At 66.8% G+C, this 17,929-nt stretch carries 21 protein-coding genes; 15 read left to right on the forward strand and 6 right to left on the reverse strand.

Annotated features, from left to right (window positions below; all coding sequences use genetic code 11):
• The first annotated feature begins 3 nt into the window (after positions 1–3).
• The 8 genes from sdhA (at position 4) to AC06E9_RS12450 (ending at position 6,037) form a co-directional block, all read left to right on the forward strand.
• The gene (sdhA, locus tag AC06E9_RS12415) at positions 4–1,794 is read left to right on the forward strand and encodes a succinate dehydrogenase flavoprotein subunit (RefSeq protein ID WP_121041870.1); all 1,791 of its coding nucleotides are present in this window, start codon (positions 4–6) and stop codon (positions 1,792–1,794) included.
• Between the two features lie 12 nt (positions 1,795–1,806).
• A complete protein-coding gene (locus AC06E9_RS12420; protein WP_259462174.1) occupies positions 1,807–1,941 on the forward strand; it encodes a hypothetical protein in 135 nt (44 codons plus the stop codon).
• 16 nt (positions 1,942–1,957) lie between these two features.
• On the forward strand, positions 1,958–2,743 hold the full coding sequence (locus tag AC06E9_RS12425) for a succinate dehydrogenase iron-sulfur subunit (RefSeq protein WP_088432210.1): 786 nt from the start codon (positions 1,958–1,960) through the stop codon (positions 2,741–2,743).
• A 104-nt stretch (positions 2,744–2,847) separates the two neighbouring features.
• Positions 2,848–3,096, forward strand: a complete 249-nt coding sequence (locus AC06E9_RS12430) for an FAD assembly factor SdhE (RefSeq protein ID WP_019183252.1) — start codon at positions 2,848–2,850, stop codon at positions 3,094–3,096.
• A complete protein-coding gene (locus tag AC06E9_RS12435) occupies positions 3,047–3,496 on the forward strand; it encodes a hypothetical protein (protein WP_121041872.1) in 450 nt (149 codons plus the stop codon). The genes AC06E9_RS12430 and AC06E9_RS12435 overlap by 50 nt, the downstream gene beginning before the upstream one ends.
• Positions 3,497–3,519: 23 nt before the next feature.
• The gene (locus tag AC06E9_RS12440; RefSeq protein WP_088432207.1) at positions 3,520–4,761 is read left to right on the forward strand and encodes a lipoprotein-releasing ABC transporter permease subunit; all 1,242 of its coding nucleotides are present in this window, start codon (positions 3,520–3,522) and stop codon (positions 4,759–4,761) included.
• Positions 4,754–5,467, forward strand: a complete 714-nt coding sequence (gene lolD / locus AC06E9_RS12445) for a lipoprotein-releasing ABC transporter ATP-binding protein LolD (protein ID WP_121041874.1) — start codon at positions 4,754–4,756, stop codon at positions 5,465–5,467. Before AC06E9_RS12440 ends, lolD begins: the two co-directional genes overlap by 8 nt.
• A 105-nt stretch (positions 5,468–5,572) precedes the next feature.
• Complete coding sequence (locus AC06E9_RS12450; protein WP_282262903.1) at positions 5,573–6,037, forward strand: DUF6491 family protein; 465 nt, start codon at positions 5,573–5,575, stop codon at positions 6,035–6,037.
• Between the two features lie 63 nt (positions 6,038–6,100).
• Here AC06E9_RS12450 and AC06E9_RS12455 read toward each other — a convergent pair whose 3' ends face one another.
• From AC06E9_RS12455 to ftsY, 3 genes are read right to left on the reverse strand one after another with little or no spacing between them, the layout of a single operon-like run.
• Complete coding sequence (locus AC06E9_RS12455) at positions 6,101–6,370, reverse strand: oxidative damage protection protein (protein ID WP_282262901.1); 270 nt, start codon at positions 6,368–6,370, stop codon at positions 6,101–6,103.
• 4 nt (positions 6,371–6,374) lie between these two features.
• The gene (gene mutY, locus AC06E9_RS12460) at positions 6,375–7,514 is read right to left on the reverse strand and encodes an A/G-specific adenine glycosylase (protein ID WP_478056151.1); all 1,140 of its coding nucleotides are present in this window, start codon (positions 7,512–7,514) and stop codon (positions 6,375–6,377) included.
• Positions 7,515–7,569: 55 nt separating this feature from the next.
• Positions 7,570–9,006, reverse strand: a complete 1,437-nt coding sequence (ftsY, locus tag AC06E9_RS12465) for a signal recognition particle-docking protein FtsY (protein WP_478056152.1) — start codon at positions 9,004–9,006, stop codon at positions 7,570–7,572.
• Between the two features lie 165 nt (positions 9,007–9,171).
• Between ftsY and AC06E9_RS12470 the strand changes: the two genes are divergently transcribed.
• A complete protein-coding gene (locus AC06E9_RS12470) occupies positions 9,172–9,468 on the forward strand; it encodes a hypothetical protein (RefSeq protein WP_121041882.1) in 297 nt (98 codons plus the stop codon).
• A gap of 87 nt (positions 9,469–9,555) precedes the next feature.
• Here AC06E9_RS12470 and htpG read toward each other — a convergent pair whose 3' ends face one another.
• The gene (gene htpG / locus AC06E9_RS12475; RefSeq protein ID WP_478056153.1) at positions 9,556–11,454 is read right to left on the reverse strand and encodes a molecular chaperone HtpG; all 1,899 of its coding nucleotides are present in this window, start codon (positions 11,452–11,454) and stop codon (positions 9,556–9,558) included.
• A gap of 429 nt (positions 11,455–11,883) precedes the next feature.
• Here htpG and rsmD point away from each other — a divergent pair, with 429 nt between their 5' ends.
• The 6 genes from rsmD to AC06E9_RS12505 all read left to right on the forward strand — a co-directional run bounded on the left by rsmD (position 11,884) and on the right by AC06E9_RS12505 (position 16,669).
• A complete protein-coding gene (gene rsmD / locus AC06E9_RS12480) occupies positions 11,884–12,486 on the forward strand; it encodes a 16S rRNA (guanine(966)-N(2))-methyltransferase RsmD (protein WP_282259526.1) in 603 nt (200 codons plus the stop codon).
• Positions 12,487–12,493: 7 nt separating this feature from the next.
• Positions 12,494–13,003 carry a pantetheine-phosphate adenylyltransferase gene (coaD, locus tag AC06E9_RS12485; protein ID WP_121041888.1) on the forward strand — a complete coding sequence of 170 codons (510 nt, stop codon included), beginning with the start codon at positions 12,494–12,496 and terminating at the stop codon, positions 13,001–13,003.
• A 47-nt stretch (positions 13,004–13,050) separates the two neighbouring features.
• Positions 13,051–13,542, forward strand: coding sequence for a hypothetical protein (locus AC06E9_RS12490; RefSeq protein WP_478056154.1), 492 nt, complete (start codon positions 13,051–13,053; stop codon positions 13,540–13,542).
• A 125-nt stretch (positions 13,543–13,667) separates the two neighbouring features.
• The gene (locus AC06E9_RS12495) at positions 13,668–13,952 is read left to right on the forward strand and encodes a YfhL family 4Fe-4S dicluster ferredoxin (protein WP_070427136.1); all 285 of its coding nucleotides are present in this window, start codon (positions 13,668–13,670) and stop codon (positions 13,950–13,952) included.
• On the forward strand, positions 13,949–15,685 hold the full coding sequence (ggt, locus tag AC06E9_RS12500; protein ID WP_478056155.1) for a gamma-glutamyltransferase: 1,737 nt from the start codon (positions 13,949–13,951) through the stop codon (positions 15,683–15,685). Before AC06E9_RS12495 ends, ggt begins: the two co-directional genes overlap by 4 nt.
• A gap of 96 nt (positions 15,686–15,781) precedes the next feature.
• Positions 15,782–16,669: an MBL fold metallo-hydrolase gene (locus AC06E9_RS12505; RefSeq protein WP_121041892.1), complete on the forward strand. Its 888-nt coding sequence runs from the start codon at positions 15,782–15,784 to the stop codon at positions 16,667–16,669.
• Positions 16,670–16,790: 121 nt separating this feature from the next.
• On the opposite strand, the gene AC06E9_RS12510 is transcribed toward AC06E9_RS12505, so the two are convergent.
• Both AC06E9_RS12510 and upp read right to left on the reverse strand, forming a co-directional pair.
• On the reverse strand, positions 16,791–17,075 hold the full coding sequence (locus AC06E9_RS12510) for a PsiF family protein (RefSeq protein ID WP_121041894.1): 285 nt from the start codon (positions 17,073–17,075) through the stop codon (positions 16,791–16,793).
• A 108-nt stretch (positions 17,076–17,183) separates the two neighbouring features.
• Positions 17,184–17,819, reverse strand: coding sequence for a uracil phosphoribosyltransferase (gene upp, locus AC06E9_RS12515; protein ID WP_478056156.1), 636 nt, complete (start codon positions 17,817–17,819; stop codon positions 17,184–17,186).
• Positions 17,820–17,929: the final 110 nt, after the last annotated feature.

Genomic DNA, 17,929 nt, shown 5'->3' on the forward strand with positions numbered 1-17,929 from the left:
TAGATGTCCGCTTACAAGATTACGGAACACAAGTACGACATGGTCGTGGTCGGCGCCGGCGGTGCTGGCCTGCGCGCCACGTTCGGTCTTGCCGCCAAGGGCCTGCAGACGGTCTGCCTGACCAAGGTCTTCCCGACCCGTTCGCACACCGTGGCCGCGCAGGGCGGTATTTCCGCCGCGCTGGGCAACATGGGTGAAGACGACTGGCGCTACCATTTCTTCGACACCATCAAGGGCTCGGATTGGCTGGGTGACCAGGACGCCATCGAGTACATGTGCCGCGAAGCGATCCCGGCCATCATCGAACTGGAACACTACGGTGTGCCGTTCAGCCGTACCGAAGAAGGCAAGATCTACCAGCGCCCGTTCGGTGGCATGACCACCAAGTACGGCGAAGGCCCGTCCGCGCAGCGCACCTGCGCCGCCGCCGACCGTACCGGCCACGCCATGCTGCACACGCTGTACCAGCAGTCGCTGGCGCACAACGCACGCTTCATGATCGAGTACTTCGCCCTCGACCTGATCTTCGATGATGAAGGCGTCTGCCGCGGCGTGCTCGCGCTGGACATGGCCGACGGCTCGCTGCACCTGTTCCGCGCCCATGGCGTGGTGCTGGCCACCGGCGGCTACGGCCGCGCCTACTTCAGCGCCACCTCGGCCCACACCTGCACCGGCGACGGCGGCGGTCTGGTCATGCGTGCCGGCCTGCCGATGCAGGACATGGAGTTCGTGCAGTTCCATCCGACCGGTATCTACGGCGCGGGCTGCCTGATCACCGAAGGCGTGCGTGGCGAAGGCGGCATCCTGCGCAACAGCAACGGCGAGCGCTTCATGGAGCGCTATGCACCGCACTACAAGGATCTGGCCTCGCGCGACGTGGTGTCGCGTTCGATGACCATCGAGATCCGCGAAGGCCGCGGCGTCGGCGAGCACAAGGATCACATCCTGCTCGATCTGACCCACCTCGGCCCGGGCGTCATCGACGACAAGCTGCCGGGTATCGCCGAAAGCGCGCGCATCTTCGCCGGCGTGGACGTGCACAAGCAGCCGATCCCGGTCATCCCGACCGTGCACTACAACATGGGCGGCATCCCGACCAACTACCACGGCGAAGTCGTGCGCAAGGTCGGCGACAACCCCGATGCGGTCGTGCCGGGCCTGTACGCCATCGGCGAAGCGGCCTGCGTGTCCGTGCACGGCGCCAACCGCCTGGGCTCGAACTCGCTGCTGGATCTGGTCGTATTCGGCCGTGCGGTGGCCAACCGCTGCGCCGACACCATCAAGTCCGGCGCACCGCACAAGACCCTGCCGTCCGATGCCTGCGACAAGGCCCTGGGCCTGCTCGACAAGCTGCGTTACGCCAACGGCGACACCCCGACCTCGGTCATCCGTGATCGCATGCAGCGCACCATGCAGAACGACGCGGCGGTGTTCCGTACCAGCAAGACGCTGGAAGAGGGCTGCACCAAGATGGCCGAGATCTTCGACTCCTTCCAGGACGTCAAGGTCTCCGACCGTTCGCTGGTGTGGAACTCGGACCTGATCGAAACCTACGAGCTGAACAACCTGCTGCTCAACGCGGTGGCGACGATCAACTCGGCCGAACAGCGCAAGGAAAGCCGCGGCGCGCATGCGCATGAGGACTTCCCGGACCGCGACGACGTCAACTGGCAGAAGCACACGCTGGTCAACGTCGACGAGAACGGCAAGTGCGAGTTCGACTACCGTCCGGTCCACATGTACACGCTGAGCAAGGACGTGGACGTCGTCCCGCCCAAGCCGCGCGTTTACTAAGAGACCTGCGGCATGACCTCCGTCCACGCAGCGCTCGCCACCGCCACCTCCCGCACGGGTGAGGTGGTGCGTGCGCCGCGGGCCGGTGGTGTCGACTTCCTCATCTTCCGTGCTACCCGCGCCTGCTCTGCAGCGCGAGCCGCCTGAGCCAACGAGAACAGCCATGGCCGAGTTTTCCCTCCCCAAGAATTCCAAGATCGGAAAGGGCAAGCACTTCCCCGCCCAGACCGGTGCGAAGAACACCCGCACCTTCAAGATCTACCGCTGGAGTCCCGACGACGACAGCAATCCGCGCACCGATACGTATGAGATCGATCTGGACGCCTGCGGCCCGATGGTCCTGGACGCGCTGATCAAGATCAAGAACGAGATCGATCCGACCCTGACCTTCCGCCGTTCGTGCCGCGAGGGCATCTGCGGTTCGTGCGCGATGAACATCGACGGCACCAACACGCTGGCCTGCACCCGCGCGATCGCCGATTGCGGCAAGGCCGAAGTGCCGATCTACCCGCTGCCGCACATGAGCGTGGTCAAGGATCTGGTGCCGGACCTGACCCATTTTTACGCGCAGTACGCCTCGATCAAGCCGTGGATCCGTACCCAGACCCCGCCGCCGCCGGATCGTGAGCGCCTGCAGTCGCCGGAAGACCGCAAGAAGCTCGATGGCCTGTACGAATGCATCCTGTGCGCCTGCTGCTCGACCAGCTGCCCGAGCTACTGGTGGAACGGCGAGCGTTACCTGGGCCCGGCCATCCTGCTGCAGGCCTACCGCTGGATCATCGACTCGCGCGATGAAGACACCGGTGCGCGCCTGGACGAGCTGGAAGACCCCTTCAAGCTGTACCGCTGCCACACCATCATGAACTGCTCGCGGACCTGCCCGAAGGGCCTGAACCCGGCGCTGGCCATTGCCGAGATCAAGAAGCTGATGATGGCGCGTCGCGCCTGATCCAGGTGTGTCCTGTAGCGCCACGCCATGCGTGGCTTCGCAGAAAATGATCGAAACGGTCGAGCCACGCCATGCGTGGCTTTGCCTTATCTGGAACGCAGAAAATGGACGAAGCCACTGAACTGAAAAAGCTGCGCTGGCGTTGCCGCCGCGGCATGCGCGAGCTGGACCAGCTGTTCGGCCGATACCTGGACCGTTGCTGGCTGCAGGCACCGACAGACGAGCGGGAGGTTTTCCTGTTCCTGCTCGAGAGCGAGGACGATAAGTTGTGGCGCTGGTTCATGGGTTACGAGGAGTGCCCGCATGCCGCGCCCGCCGCCCTCATCGCCCGGATCCGCGCCCTTCCAGCGTGAGTGGCATCCCTCGCGCTGGCAGTGCCGCGCGCTGATCGCCATGGGCGCGGTGATGCCCTGGGCGTTGTGGGCGACCGATCTGCCCGCGCCGTGGGGCCTGGCGCTGGGCATGGTGGCGATGGCCGGCACCTGGTGGGAGGCGTGGCGATATGCGCGCCGCCGGGGCTGCGTCTTCGTGATTCCGGCGGACGAAGACCCGGCGCAGGTGGATGGCGAGCCGGTCGAGGCGCTGCAGATGCGGCGCCGCGGCCCGCTGGTGCAGCTGGCCTGGCGGCACGACGGGCGCCGCCACTGGCGTTTGTTCTGGCCAGATACGCTTCCGCAGGGGCAGGCACGTGAACTGCGACTAGCCGTCCGGGCACACTGCATTTCCCGTTCACCCCCTGCAGTGGCACCATAGCCTGAATTGTCCGGCGTACCTGCATGTTCAAACCCATACCTGTCTCGATTGGCCTGCGCTACCTGCGCGCCAAACGCCGCAACGGCTTCATCTCCTTCATCTCCATGGCCTCGATCCTCGGCATTGCCCTGGGCGTGACCGTGCTGATCACCACGCTGGCGGTCATGAGCGGTTTCCAGAAGGAAATCCGCGATCGGCTGCTGCAGATGACCGCGCATACCACCATCACCACCGACGGTGCCCCCATGGCCGATTGGGCGCATGCGGTGGAGGTGGCCAAGAAGGATCCGCGGGTTGCCGGCGCGGCGCCGTACATCGAAATCCAGGCCATGCTCAGCGGGCCGCGGGTGCAGGGCGCCATCGTGCAGGGCATCGATCCGGCGCTGGAGCCCAACGTCTCGGTGATCAACCAGAAGGTCAAGAAAGGCAGCTTCGACAGCCTGACCGCAGGCAGCTACAACCTGCTGGTCGGCCAGGAGCTGGCGATCTACCTCGGTGTCGGCGTGGGCGATACCGTGCTGGTCACGTTGGCCGAAGTGCAGGGCACGCCGATCGGTGCGATCCCGCGCATGAAACGCTTCACCGTGAGCGGCATCTTCGAAGCCGGTTACAACGAGGTCGACCGCGGCGTGGCCTACGCCAACATGGCCGATCTGGAAAAAGTACTGCGCATCGATGGCGTCACCGGCGTGCGCCTGAAGCTGCATGACATGGACAAGGCGCTGGATGTCGGCGTCGATCTGGCCCACAACCTGACCGGTGCCTACCGGGTCAGCGACTGGACCCAGCAGAACGCCAACCTCTACCACTCGCTGCGGATGGAGAAGGTGGTGATGGGCATCCTGCTCTCGCTGATCATCGCCATGGGCGCGTTCAACCTGGTCTCCTCGCAGGTGATGCTGGTCACCGACAAGCAGGCCGACATCGCGATCCTGCGCACCCTGGGCCTGACCCCGGGCGGCGTCATGCAGGTGTTCATGGTGCAGGGCTCGCTGATCGGCATCTTCGGCACGGTGCTCGGCGTGATCGGTGGCATCACCCTGACCTTGAACCTGGAGCGCATCCTCGGCGCGATCGAGACCCTGTTCAACGTCAAGCTGCTGCCGGAGGACGTGTACTACATCACCGGCCTGCCGACCGACATGCAGACCCCGGACATCATCGTGATCACCGCCGTGGCACTGGTCATGAGCTTCCTTGCCACCCTGTATCCCGCCTGGCGCGCGGCACGCACCCAGCCGGCGGAGGCCCTGCGTTATGAATGAAGCACTCACCCTGGGCCAGGAAGTCATCCGCGCCGAAGCGCTGGCCAAGACCTATGCCGAAGGCCGCATGCAGACCCCCGTGTTCAACGGGCTGGACCTGCGCGTAGCGGCCGGCGAGACCGTGGCCATCATCGGTGCTTCCGGCGCCGGCAAGAGCACCCTGCTGCATCTGCTGGGGGGGCTGGATACGCCGACGGCGGGCGAGGTCTACGTGGCCGGCCAGCGCATGTCCGGCCTGTCCGACAGCCAGCGCGGGCAGCTGCGCAACCGCGCGCTCGGCTTCGTGTACCAGTTCCATCACCTGCTGCCCGAATTCACCGCGCTGGAAAACGTGATGATGCCGGTGCTGCTCGGTGGCGAAGAAGTGGTCGACGCGCGCACCCGTGCGCAGGCGCTGCTGGAATCGGTCGGCCTGGGCCATCGCCTGGACCACAAGCCGGGCGAGCTCTCCGGCGGCGAGCGTCAGCGTGCGGCCGTAGCCCGCGCCTTGGTCAACCGTCCGGCCTGCGTGCTGGGCGATGAGCCGACCGGCAACCTCGACGACAAGACCGCCGCGACCGTGTTCGAGCTGATGCTCGAGCTCAACCGCGCGCACCACACCAGCCTGGTCCTGGTGACCCACGACCGCTCCCTGGCACGCAAGCTGGACCGCGTGCTGGAGCTGCGCGAAGGGCGGCTGCACAGCCTGGCCCACAGCGAGGTCTGAGCAGGCAACCGTGCCTGCCTGAGCGCTGAACACCCGGCGGGTTCCTCTCGCCGGGAGCACGCCGGGCGGCGCATGATCGGCGCACATTCCCCAGCAGGAGGCGTCATGAAGCTGACCCTTGCCATCGCGGCCCTGTGCCTTGGGCTGGCCGCGTGCGCCAGTACCGGCCGCCTGTCCACCGCGCAGAAGCTCGATCTCTACCGCGCCCACGCCGGGCCGCCGCAGCAGGACATGCCGCTGTACGGCTCGCTGTCGGGCTGGACGGCTCTCGGCGACAGTGCGCTGGCGGTCTGGACGCGCCCGAGCGAGGGCTATCTGCTGGATCTGACCGGGCCGTGCCAAGGGTTGGACTATGCCTCGGCGATCGGTCTGACCAGCAGGATCGGCCGCGTTTCGTCACGCTTTGACAAGGTGCTGGTGCGCGATCCGACGGCCGGCCCGGTCAATCTGCCGTGCTTCATCAGCAGCATCCGCAAGCTGGATACCAAGGCGTTGCGCGCGTCCGAGCAGGAGCTGCGCCAGGCACAGGTGCAGGAGCGCGAAGAAGGCCAGCAGGCGCCAACCCGGTAGTGCCGGCCGCTGGCCGGCAACCGGATCCCGACCATACCGACCGTTGGTCGGTATCAGAGCCGATCAGGCCTCCGGTACGAACCCGGCCGGCTTCTCGGCGCCACCGCTGAAGAGGTACTTCACCAGTTCCTCTTCGAGGAACGCACGGTGCTTGGGATCCCGCGGCGACAGCCGGTTTTCGTTGATCAGCATGGTCTGGTGCGCCAGCCACGCGGACCACGCCGGCTTGCCGATGTGGGTGAAGATGCGCTGGCCCAGCTCGCCGGGGTAGGGCACGAAGTCCAGGCCTTCGGCGTCGCGTTGTTCGTACTGGCAGAAAACGGTGCGGGGCATAGCGTTACTCGATGTCTTGGGATGTTGCTGCGCGCCGCATTGTACGGCGCTTGGGCTGAGCGGGCGGTGCACCGGTCTGGAGCAGCTTGCGGATCGGGGCGGGCAGGCCCAGCGTGGCCAGCTCCTCGGCAGCGACCCAGCGCACGCCGGCATCCTTACCGCGCGAGCCCTGTACCGTTGCCACCAGTACCTGCAGATGCAGCCGGTAGTGGCTGAAGGTGTGCTCCAGCACCGGCAACGGCTCGGCATCGTCCAGCGAGCCGTCGATGTGCGCGTCGAACCAGTCCTGCAACGCGATCCCGCTGTCGGCCTGGGGCAGGGTCCACAGCTGCGCCCAGATGCCGGTGTCCGGCCGCTTCTGCAGCAGCACCCGGCCGCGTGCATCGCGCAGCAGCAGCGCCACCGCCTCGCGCTCGGGCAGGGTCTTGCCGGGCTTGGGCGTCGGCAGCTGATCGGTACGCCCCTCGCGACGGGCGACGCAGGTGGTCTGCAGCGGACAGATCACGCAGGCCGGCTTGCTGCGGCTGCAGACACTGGCGCCGAGGTCCATCTGCGCCTGGGTGTAATCGACCATGCGCGTTCCGGGTACCTGCGCTGCGTGCGCCTCGGCGACCGCCCAGAGCTGCTTTTCGATCGCCGGCAGTCCGGGAAAGCCCTCGATGCTGTGATAGCGGGTCAACACGCGTTTGACGTTGCCATCCAGGATCGCGAAGCGATCATTCCAGGCCTGGCTGAGAATCGCGCCCGCGGTGCTGCGGCCGATGCCCGGCAGCGCATGCAAGGCATCGAAATCACGCGGCAGCTCGCCGCCGTGCAGCTCGACGCAGCGCTGCGCGGCGGCATGCAGGTTGCGGGCACGGGCGTAATAGCCAAGGCCTGCCCACTGCGCCATCACCGCATCATTGCTCGCCGCGGCGAGGTCGGGCAGGGTCGGGAACGCCTCGAGGAACTTCAGGAAGTACGGAATGACCGTGCTGACCTGGGTCTGCTGCAGCATGATTTCCGACAGCCACACCCGGTACGGCGAGCGCGGGTGCTGCCAGGGCAGGTCGTGCCGGCCATGGTCGTCGAACCAGTGCAGCAGCCGGGAAACGAACACATCGTCGGTAGGCAATACGGCGCTGGCGGGAGGCTGGCGGGTCATGCAGGTTCCGGAGAAGGGCTGGAGCCACGCCATGCGTGGCTGCATCGGCATCGGCTCAGGTGCCCAGCGCTTCCGGCAGCAATGCGTCGACGAAGGCTTCCGGATCGAACACGCGCAGGTCTTCCGGACGCTCGCCGATGCCGCAGAAGCGGATCGGAATGCCGAACTCACGCGCCAGCGCGAACACCACGCCGCCCTTGGCGGTGCCATCCAGCTTGGTCACCACCAGGCCGGTCACGTTGACCGCGGCATGGAACTGACGCAGCTGCGAGAGCGCGTTCTGGCCGGTGGTGCCATCGATGACCATCAGCACTTCATGCGGCGCATGGGCGTCGATCTTGCCGAGCACGCGGCGGATCTTGCCGAGCTCGTTCATCAGGCCCGCCTGGGTATGCAGGCGGCCGGCGGTATCGGCGATCAGCACCTCGGTGCCGCGTGCCTTGCCGGCCTGCAGAGCATCAAAGGCGACCGAGGCCGCATCGGCGTTCTGGCCCTGCGCGACCACGGCCACGCCGTTGCGATCGCCCCAGGCCTGCAGCTGCGCGACGGCAGCGGCACGGAAGGTATCGCCGGCGGCCAGGATCAGGCTGTGGCCGTCGTCCTTGAAGCGCTTGGCCAGCTTGCCGATGGTGGTGGTCTTGCCGACGCCGTTGACGCCGACGGTGAGCACCACGAAGGGCTTGGCGGTGCGGTCGATCACCAGCGGCTTGGCCACCGGCTGCAGGATCGCGATCAGCTCGGCGCGCAGCGCGGTGAGCAGTGCATTGGCATCGGTGAACTCGCGCGCCTTCATGCGCTTGCGCAGGCCTTCGACCAGCGCCGTGGTCGCGCCGACGCCGACATCGGCGGTGATCAGCGCGGTTTCCAGTTCGTCGAGCAGGTCGTCATCGAGCTTGGGATTGCGCGAGAACAGGCCGCCGAAGCTGCGGGCGATCACGCTGTTGCGCAGGCGCTCGCGCCAGCCGCTCTTGCCGGCGGCGGCGGGGGCGATGTCCTGGGAGGACGGGCGCTCGGCCACGGTGGTCGGCGCAGCCGGAGCAACCAGCGTAACGGGCGTTGCCGGAGTAACCGGGGCGGGCGCTGCCGGAGCGGCGACCGGCGTCGCGACGACAGCCGGCGCAGGCGTGCTCACCGGCGCAGCCGGAGTCGGAGTCGGGATAACCGGTGCGGTCACCACCGGTGCGGGGGCGACCGGTGCCGGGGCAACAGGCGGTGCGACCACAGGCGCCGGTACAACGGGCGCAGGCACAACCGGGGTGGCAAGGACAGGCGCAGTCTCAACCGGCGTCGGCGCGGTCTCGCGCTCGACCGGCTCGGCAGCAGGTGCCGCGGCTTCCACCACGGGCGGCAGCGGCGCAGGCGCAGGCGCTGCCGCAGGCTCGGGCGTGGTCTGCGGGAACGCGGCAGCCAGCTCCTCGGTGGAGTAATGCTGGGTCTTGGCCGCCTCTTGCGGGGCGTCCTGGGGCTTTTTGCGACGGAAGAAGCTGAGCATTGGCAAAAGACGCTGAAATCAGAGGGCTATGCTACCACTGCGCCCCGAATGCCCATGGGCGTGCAGGTGCGGTGGGGCGGGACTCAAGTAATGGCCGATGCGGCCGTTACCGGTTGTGAAGGGCTGCGCCATGCGGGCGCGGCCGGGACAGCAAAACGGTGAACGATGCGTGTGATGTCCATTGCCAGCGCCGGTATGCGTGCCGCTTCGCTGGGCGTACAGGCGGCCGCCGCCAACGTGGCGCGATTGCCGGTGGCTGATGCCACGCGCCTGGGTGTCGCGCAGGCCACAGCGGCAGGGGGCGGTGTCACCGCCACCGTGGTCGCCGCACCCGACGATGCCAACGCGCCGATCGCGGATCTGCTCACGGCCAAGCAGGCTGCGCTGGCGTTTGCCGCCAACGCAACCGTGATCCGGCGTCAGGACGAGATGCTGGGCACCTTGCTGGACCGCTGGGCCTGACCCGCGTGCGCTGACTGCCGCGCGGCGCCATGCACCATCAACCGCAGCGGGCGCCGACCCGTGGCCGGCACCCATCGGCAGCACGACTTACGCCGACAGCTCCAGCAACAGCTTGTTGAGCCGGCGCACATACGCGGCCGGGTCCTTCAGCGTGTCGCCCGCGGCCAGCGCGGCCTGATCGAACAGAACGCGGCTCAGGTCGTCGAAGCGCGCGGCATCGCCTTCCTGGTCCAGCTTGCCGATCAGCGGATGGGCCGGGTTGAACTCGAACACCGGCTTGCTGTCCGGCACCTTCTGCCCACTCGCTTCCAGGATCTGGCGCATCTGCAGGCCCAGGTCCTGCTCGCCGATCGCCAGGATCGCCGGGGAGTCGGTCAGGCGGTGCGAGACGCGCACATCGGCGACGTCATCACCCAGTGCGGTCTTGATGCGGTCCACCAGCGCCTGCTTGTCCTTGGCGACGGCTTCCTGCGCCTGCTTGTCTTCGGCGCTTTCCAGCGCGCCCAGGTCCAGATCGCCACGTGCGACATCGACGAACGACTTGCCGTCGAACTCGGTCAGGTACCCCATCAGCCATTCGTCGATGCGGTCGGTGAGCAGCAGCACTTCCACGCCTTTCTTGCGGAAGACTTCCAGGTGCGGGCTGTCCTTGACCTGGGTGTGGCTGTCGCCGGTCAGGAAGTAGATCTTGTCCTGGCCCTCGATCATGCGGCCCACGTAGTCGGCCAGCGACACGCTCGGCTCGCCGCTGTCGTCATGGGTGGAGGCGAAGCGCAGCAGGCCGGCGATCTTCTCGCGGTTGCCATAGTCTTCGGCCGGACCTTCCTTGAGCACCTGGCCGAACTGCTTCCAGAAGCCGGCATAGACGTCCGGCTTGTCCTTGGCCAGCTTCTCCAGCATGTCCAGCGAACGCTTGGTCAGCGCCGACTTCATCGAATCGATGACCGGGCCGGACTGCAGGATTTCGCGCGAGACGTTCAACGACAGATCATTGGAATCCACCACGCCCTTGATGAAACGCAGGTACAGCGGCAGGAACTGCTCGGCCTGGTCCATCACGAACACGCGCTGCACGTAGAGCTTCAGGCCCTTGGGCGCATCGCGGTGGTACAGGTCGAACGGCGCATGGCCGGGCACGTATAGCAGCGAGGTGTACTCGAGCTTGCCTTCGACCTTGTTGTGGCTCCACGCCAGCGGATCCTGGTGGTCGTGCGCGGCGTGCTTGTAGAACTCCTGGTACTCGGCGTCGCTGATCTCGGTGCGCGGGCGCGTCCACAGGGCGCTGGCACGGTTCACGGTTTCCCACTCGATCTCGGCCGGGGCGTCCTCGCCGTGGTGTTCCTTGACCATCTGGATCGGCAGGCCGATGTGGTCGGAGTACTTCTTGATGATGCCGCGCAGGCGCCAGCCGTCGGCGAAGTCGCGCTGGTCGTCCTTCAGGTGCAGCACGATGCGGGTGCCGCGCTCGGTCTTGTCGATGCCTTCCACGTCGAACTCGCCTTCGCCGCGCGAGGACCAGTGCACGCCCTCGCTGGCGGGCAGGCCGGCGCGACGTGAGTAGACGTCGACCTGGTCGGCGACGATGAAGGCGCTGTAGAAGCCGACGCCGAACTGGCCGATCAGCTGGGAATCCTTCTTCTGGTCACCGGAGAGCTGGCGCAGGAAGTCGCCGGTGCCCGACTTGGCGATGGTGCCCAGGTGGGCGATCGCCTCATCCCGGCTCATGCCGATGCCGTTGTCGTCGATGGTCAGGGTGTTGGCGGTGGCGTCGAAGCTGACGCGGATGCGCAGGTCGCCGTCGTTCTCGAGCAGGGCCGGCTGGGTCAGCGCTTCGAAGCGCAGTTTGTCCGAGGCGTCGGCGGCGTTGGAGATGAGCTCGCGAAGGAAGATTTCCTTGTTGGAGTACAGCGAGTGGATCATCAGCTGCAGCAGCTGTTTGACTTCGGTCTGGAAGCCCAGGGTTTCTTTTTGGGTCTGCACGGTCATGGGTCGTGTTGCTCCTTGGGGCATTGCCGCGCCCGGCGCGGCGGCTGGCTCAAGGGGTAGGGGTGGATTGTCCCGAATTCAAGGCCGCCACCTCCAGCACGGCGCCTGTCTGTCTGCGTGGGGAGGGCGGCGGGTACGGGGTGCCGGGACGCGGCGTGAACCCCTCCATGGGGCCTCGTGGGCAGCATCCATGCTGCCCAACGGTCCCGGCCCCCCGTACCCGCCACCCTCCTGTCAGGGGGCGCGTGTGGTGCGGTTGGATCCGTGCGGTACATGGACGTCGTTGCCCCGGCACATGATTTGGTCCGAGGACGAGGCGGCTCTTACCGCTACAACCTAGAATGTCGTCCTGAACCGCCTGCCATCCGTGCCCATGACTCTCTTCTGCCCGTTCGCCCATCCCGCTGCCAGCTGTCTCCGGAGCCAAGCATGACGCCGCGTCAGCCGGTGGCCGCCGTGGGCCAGGTGCGGATCATCGGCGGCAAGTGGCGCAATACGAAGCTGCCGGTGCCGCTGTCACCGGGGCTGCGGCCCAGCAGTGACCGAGTGCGCGAGACGCTGTTCAATTGGCTGATGCCGCGGCTGGGTGGGGCGCGGGTGCTGGATCTGTTCGCTGGCAGCGGGGCGCTGGGGCTGGAGGCGGTGTCGCGGGGGGCGGCGCAGGCGACGCTGGTGGAGCGCGATGTGGCGTTGTCCCGGCAACTGCGCGACTCGGTCGCCAAGCTGGGGGCGCAGGAGCAGATCGCGGTGGTACAGGCCGATGCGCTGCAGTGGCTGCGGCAGCCGGCCGGGGCGCTGGCGGATATCGTGTTCATCGATCCGCCGTTCGCCGATGGGCTGTGGGAGGCGGTGATCGCCGGGCTGCCCTCGCATCTGGCCGCCGATGCCTGGCTGTACGTGGAGTCCCCGGCCGATCAGGCGCCGAAGATGCCCGCGCCGTGGCTGCTGCACCGTGAGGGGGGCACCCGGGAGGTCCGTTTTGCCCTGTATCGGCGCGCCACTGCTACACTTTCACCAGACCAACACGCGTAGCTGACGTATGACCGTGGCCAACCGCCGCATTGCTGTCTACCCGGGCACCTTCGATCCGATCACCAACGGTCACATCGATCTGGTGAACCGCGCCGCACCCCTGTTCGAGAAGGTGGTGGTGGGCGTGGCGCAGAGTCCGTCCAAGGGGCCGACCCTGCCGCTGGAGCAGCGCGTGCAGCTGGCCCGCGATGCGCTGGGCCACAACCGCAACGTGGAAGTGCGTGGTTTCGATACCCTGCTGGCGCATTTCGTGCGCTCGGTGCAGGGCGGGGTGCTGCTGCGCGGCCTGCGCGCGGTGTCCGATTTCGAATACGAATTCCAGATGGCGAGCATGAACCGCCATCTGATCCCGGAGGTCGAGACCCTGTTCCTGACCCCGGCCGAGCAACACAGTTTCATTTCGTCTTCGCTGGTCCGCGAGATCGCCCGTCTGGGTGGCGACGTGTCCGGCTTTGTGCCGTCCGCCGTGCTTGAGGCGCTGCGCAAGGTCCGTGAAGCGAAGTCGGCCCAAGCGTAGTACCTGTCAGACCCATACATACCAAGAATCACCAAGGGAGGAATTCCATGAACAACACCATGCGTGCCATGTTGATCGCGTCGTTCGCGCTGGCCTTCACCGCCTGCAAGAAGGAAGAGGCCGCGCCGGTCGTCGAAGCCCAGCAGGCGCTGGTCGCCCCGGCTGCCGATGACGATGCCGGCTGGAAGAAGTACCTGCAGGCTGTGGCCGTGCAGAACATGGGTAACATCAGCAACAGCCCGTACCTGTATTACCTCGCCCCGGAATCGGACCCGGAATTCGCGGCCAAGTATGAGCGTCAGGTCGAAAGCGCGACCCAGGCCTTGGGCCGTGGCGTGCAGCCGGGCAACATGCTGGCCTTCGGTTCCTCGGCCTCGGCCAAGATGGCCGACATGATCCAGGCCGTGTTCAAGGACGTCTCGCCGGATTCGATGAAGGGTGTGCGCGTGGTGTTCATCGGCAAAGCCGCCGACAACGCCCGCGTCCAGTCGATCATCCAGCCGACCGGCGCCGAGTACATCTTCGTCGAAGCCAAGTAACCCGTGCAGTGGCGGCTGCGCCGTGTGCGCGGCCCGGGTGGCGCCCGCAGGGGCGTCACCGATGACCGGCCCGCGCGCCCGCGTGGGCCGGTTCTCATCCGCCGGCGCGGGCGTGGAGTAACGCCATGTCGCTGAAAATCAATGAGCTCTGCGTCAATTGCGACGTCTGTGAGCCGGCCTGTCCCAATCAGGCCATTTCGATGGGTGAAACCATCTACGTGATCGATCCGGCCCGCTGCACCGAGTGCGTGGGGCATTTCGACGAACCCCAGTGCGTGGTCGTCTGCCCGGTCGAATGCATCGATCCCGATCCGGACATTCCGGAAACCCAGGACGCCCTGCTGGCCAAGCTGCACGGGCTGCAGCGCGATCATCCCGAATTGTATGTCACGGAGTTTCTGCCCAAATGAGAACGCTGTCGCGTCGCTGGTTGCTGCTTGTCCTGCTGGTGGCCCCGGGTGCCTGGGCCGCGGAACCCGCGCAGGCGGCCTTGGCCAAACATCCTGACGGTGCCGCCGTCGCCAGTGGCCATCACCTGGCCACCGAAGCCGGCATGGAAATCCTGGCCAAGGGCGGCAACGCATTCGATGCGGCCGTGGCCGTGTCCGCCACGCTGGCGGTGGTCGAGCCGATCAGTTCCGGCCTTGGCGGCGGCGGCTTCTTCCTGCTGCACGATGCGGCCACCGGCAAGGACGTGATGCTGGACGCGCGCGAAACCGCGCCGCAGTCCGCCACCCCCGAAGCGTTCCTCGACAAGAAGGGCGATCTGGACCGCGACCGTTCGGTCAACGGTGCCTGGTCGGCCGGTATCCCGGGCCTGCCGGCAGCGTTGGTGGAACTGTCCTCCAAGCACGGCAAGCTGCCGCTGAAGACCTCGCTGGAACCGGCCATGCGCATCGCGCGCGATGGCTTCCCGGTGTATGCGCGCATGTCCAAGGGCTACCAATCGCGGCGCGCGGTGATGCAGCGCTATCCCGGCACGCGCGAGGTGTATGAGCGCAACGGCAAGCCGATCGCCGAGGGCGATGTGTTCCGCCAGCCGGAACTGGCCAGGACCATGGAGCGTCTGGCCGACCAGGGCTTCGATGGCTTCTACCGGGGCGAGACCGGCAAGCTGCTGCTCAAGGGCGTGAAGCAGGCCGGCGGCCAGTGGACCGCGGAGGAATTGGCCGGCTACCGGGTCAAGCTGCGCGAGCCGATCGCCTTCAAGTACCGCGACTGGACCATCACCACCGCCTCGCCCCCGTCTTCCGGCGGCATCGCGCTGGCGGCCATGCTGCAGATTCTGGAAGGCTGGGACCTGAAATCGCTGGACCAGGCCCATCGCACCCACCTGGTGGTGGAAGCCATGCGCCGCGCCTACCGCGACCGCACCTTCTTCCTGGGCGACCCGGATTTCGTGGACATCCCGCAGAAAGTGCTGACCAGCAAGGACTACGCGCAGGGCCTGCGTGCCACCATCCACCCGGAGAAGGCGACCCCGAGCGATCTGCTGTCGGGCAACCCGACCCCGCTTGAAGATGACGAGACCACGCATTTCTCGATCATCGACCGCGAAGGCAACCGCGTCGGCGCAACCCAGACCGTGAACCTGCTGTACGGCTCGGGCCTGATTCCGTCGGGTACCGGCGTGCTGCTGAACAACGAAATGGACGATTTCGCGCTCAAGCCGGGCACGCCCAATGCCTTCGGCGTGATGGGCTACGCGGCCAATGCGCCCAAGCCGGGCAAGCGCATGCTCAGCTCGATGACCCCGACCTTCATGGAGTCCGCCGACAAGGTCGTGGTGCTCGGCACGCCCGGTGGCAGCCGCATCATCACCATGGTGCTGCTGGGGATCCTCGGCTATGACGATGGCCTGACTGCCCAGCAGGTCGCCGCGTTGCCGCGCTACCACCACCAGTGGCTGCCGGATCTGATCGAGGCCGAGAGCGGCACTTTCGATGCGGGCACCATCAAACAGCTGCAGGCAATGGGCCACAAGATCGATCTGCCCGGCGACACCGCCGCGGGTGGCCGCGGCTCCAGCCACGTCTGGGGCAACCTGCAGACCGTGGAATGGGACCGCCGCAGCAATGTCCTCAGCGGTGGCAGCGACCCGCGCAATCCGGTCGGCAGCGCCGCGGTCAGCCAAGCACACTGATTGACCGCACAGACGAGAAACCCCGTCCCAGTGGCGGGGTTTTTTCATGGGCGATGGCTAGCGAATATTTAACGGGGCCACGACGATAATTTGCCAATGAAACTATGGTCCATCCGCGGTAACTCCCAGAAACTCGACGGTGGCGCGATGTTCGGCAATGCGCCGCGCGCGGTCTGGGAAAAGTGGGCAGTGCCGGACGATCTCAACCGGATCGAACTGGCCTGCCGTGCACTGCTCGCCAGCCCGCTGGCCGGCAAGACGGTGCTGTTTGAAACCGGCATCGGCGCTTTCTTCGAGCCGAAACTGCGGGACCGCTACGGTGTGCAGGAACCCAGCCATGTGCTGATCGAATCCCTGCGCGAGGCCGGGTTCGAGCACGAAGACATCGACGTGGTGGTGCTGAGCCATCTGCACTTCGATCATGCCGGCGGCCTGCTGGCACCGTGGAGCGAAGGTCGCGCGCCGGAACTGCTGTTCCCGAATGCGACCTTCCTGGTCGGGGCCGAGCACTGGGCGCGCGCGCTGCATCCGCATCCGCGCGATCGGGCCAGTTTCATCCCGGAACTGCCCGGTCTGCTGCAGGCCAGTGGCCGCCTGGAAATCGTCGACGGTCCGTATTCCACCGCCCTGGGCGACAGCGTACGTTTCAGCTTCAGCGACGGGCATACCCCGGGGCTGATGCTGGCCGAGATCATCGGGCCGGAGACGGTGGATGGGCAGGCGCGGGGCGGCGTGGTGTTCTGCGCGGACCTGATCCCGGGCCGCTCGTGGGTGCATGTGCCGATCACGATGGGTTACGACCGCAACGCCGAACTGCTGATCGACGAGAAGCGCAGCTTCCTGGAAGACAAACTGGCCCGCAACGTCCATCTGTTCTTCACCCACGACCCGCAGTGCGCGTTGGCGCAGGTGTCACGCGATGAGAAGGGCCGCTTCGGCACCGTGCACGAACAGGGCGAACTGAAGGCCCGCGCGCTGGCGTAACGCTACGCTTGGCCCGGCCGCGCACCGCCCGGCACTCCCGCCTGGGCAACCACACCGGTAGATGCCGACCGTTGGTCGGCACGGCACCTCACGGCACCGGGCATGAATCCGGCCCGATGCGTCAATGCGCCTTTAAACAGCCGCTCATGAACGTCTTGCGCGCATCGCCGGCCAGCTTCTTCGCAGCCGCATCGGCGTTGCAGGTCTTCATGCGCTCCTGCGGCGTGCTCGCCGCCGGCGCCGGAGCGCTCAGGCAGGCCTTCTGCGCGGTCTTGTAGTCCTCGCCGGTCTTGCCTTTGTTCTTGGCCGAGCAATCGGCCATGCGCTGTTGCTGCGGCGTCGCCGCACTGACAACGGCCGGGCCACCCAGAAGCAGCAGACAGGCCAGCAGGGACAAGGTCTTCATGACGCAGCTCCACGCACGGGTTGAGGATGCGCGCAGCTTCTGCCCGGGCATGGCTAGGCCGTGTGAAGCACCGGCGGCTGGTGGTGACCGCCGGTCGGAACGAGGAAATCAACCGACCACGCGGGTCCCGAAAATCCGATCGCCGGCATCGCCCAGGCCCGGCAGGATGTAGCCCCTCTCGTTGAGCTGGGCATCGATGGCGGCGGTATAGATCTCCACGTCCGGATGCACGGCCTGCACGGCGGCGATGCCTTCCGGCGCGGCCACCAGGAAGATGCCCTTGATGCGGCGTGCGCCGGCACGCTTGAGCATGTCGATCGTGGCGATCAGGGTGCCGCCGGTGGCCAGCATCGGGTCCAGGATCAGCGCATCGCGCTCTTCCAGGCGGCCGGTCAGGCGCTCGAAGTAGGGCACCGGCTGCAGGGTTTCCTCATCGCGCTGCAGGCCGACCACGCTCACGCGCGCGGCGGGGATCAGCGAGAGCACGCCACTGAGCATGCCCAGGCCGGCGCGCAGGATCGGCACCACGGTGATCTTGGCCCCGGCGATGCGCTGCACCGTCACCGGGCCTGCCCAGCCGGCCATGGTGTGGGCTTCGGTATCCAGATCGGCGGTGGCCTCGTAGGCAAGCAGCCCACCGAGCTCATTGGCCAGCTCGCGGAAGTCCTTCGTGCTCAGGGACGCATCGCGCATCAGGCCGATCTTGTGCTGCACCAGCGGATGGCGCACTTCGACGATTTTCATGGGGGGAATGACTGGCAAAGGAGAGGCCGATAGTGTGCCGCAACACCCCACCGAAGCCAAAAGCCGACGCCGGCACCGACCGTTCGATGTCCCCGGTGTCATCCCCATGC

It is taken from the genome of Stenotrophomonas sp. Steno-Z10-BAI (assembly GCF_056393115.1).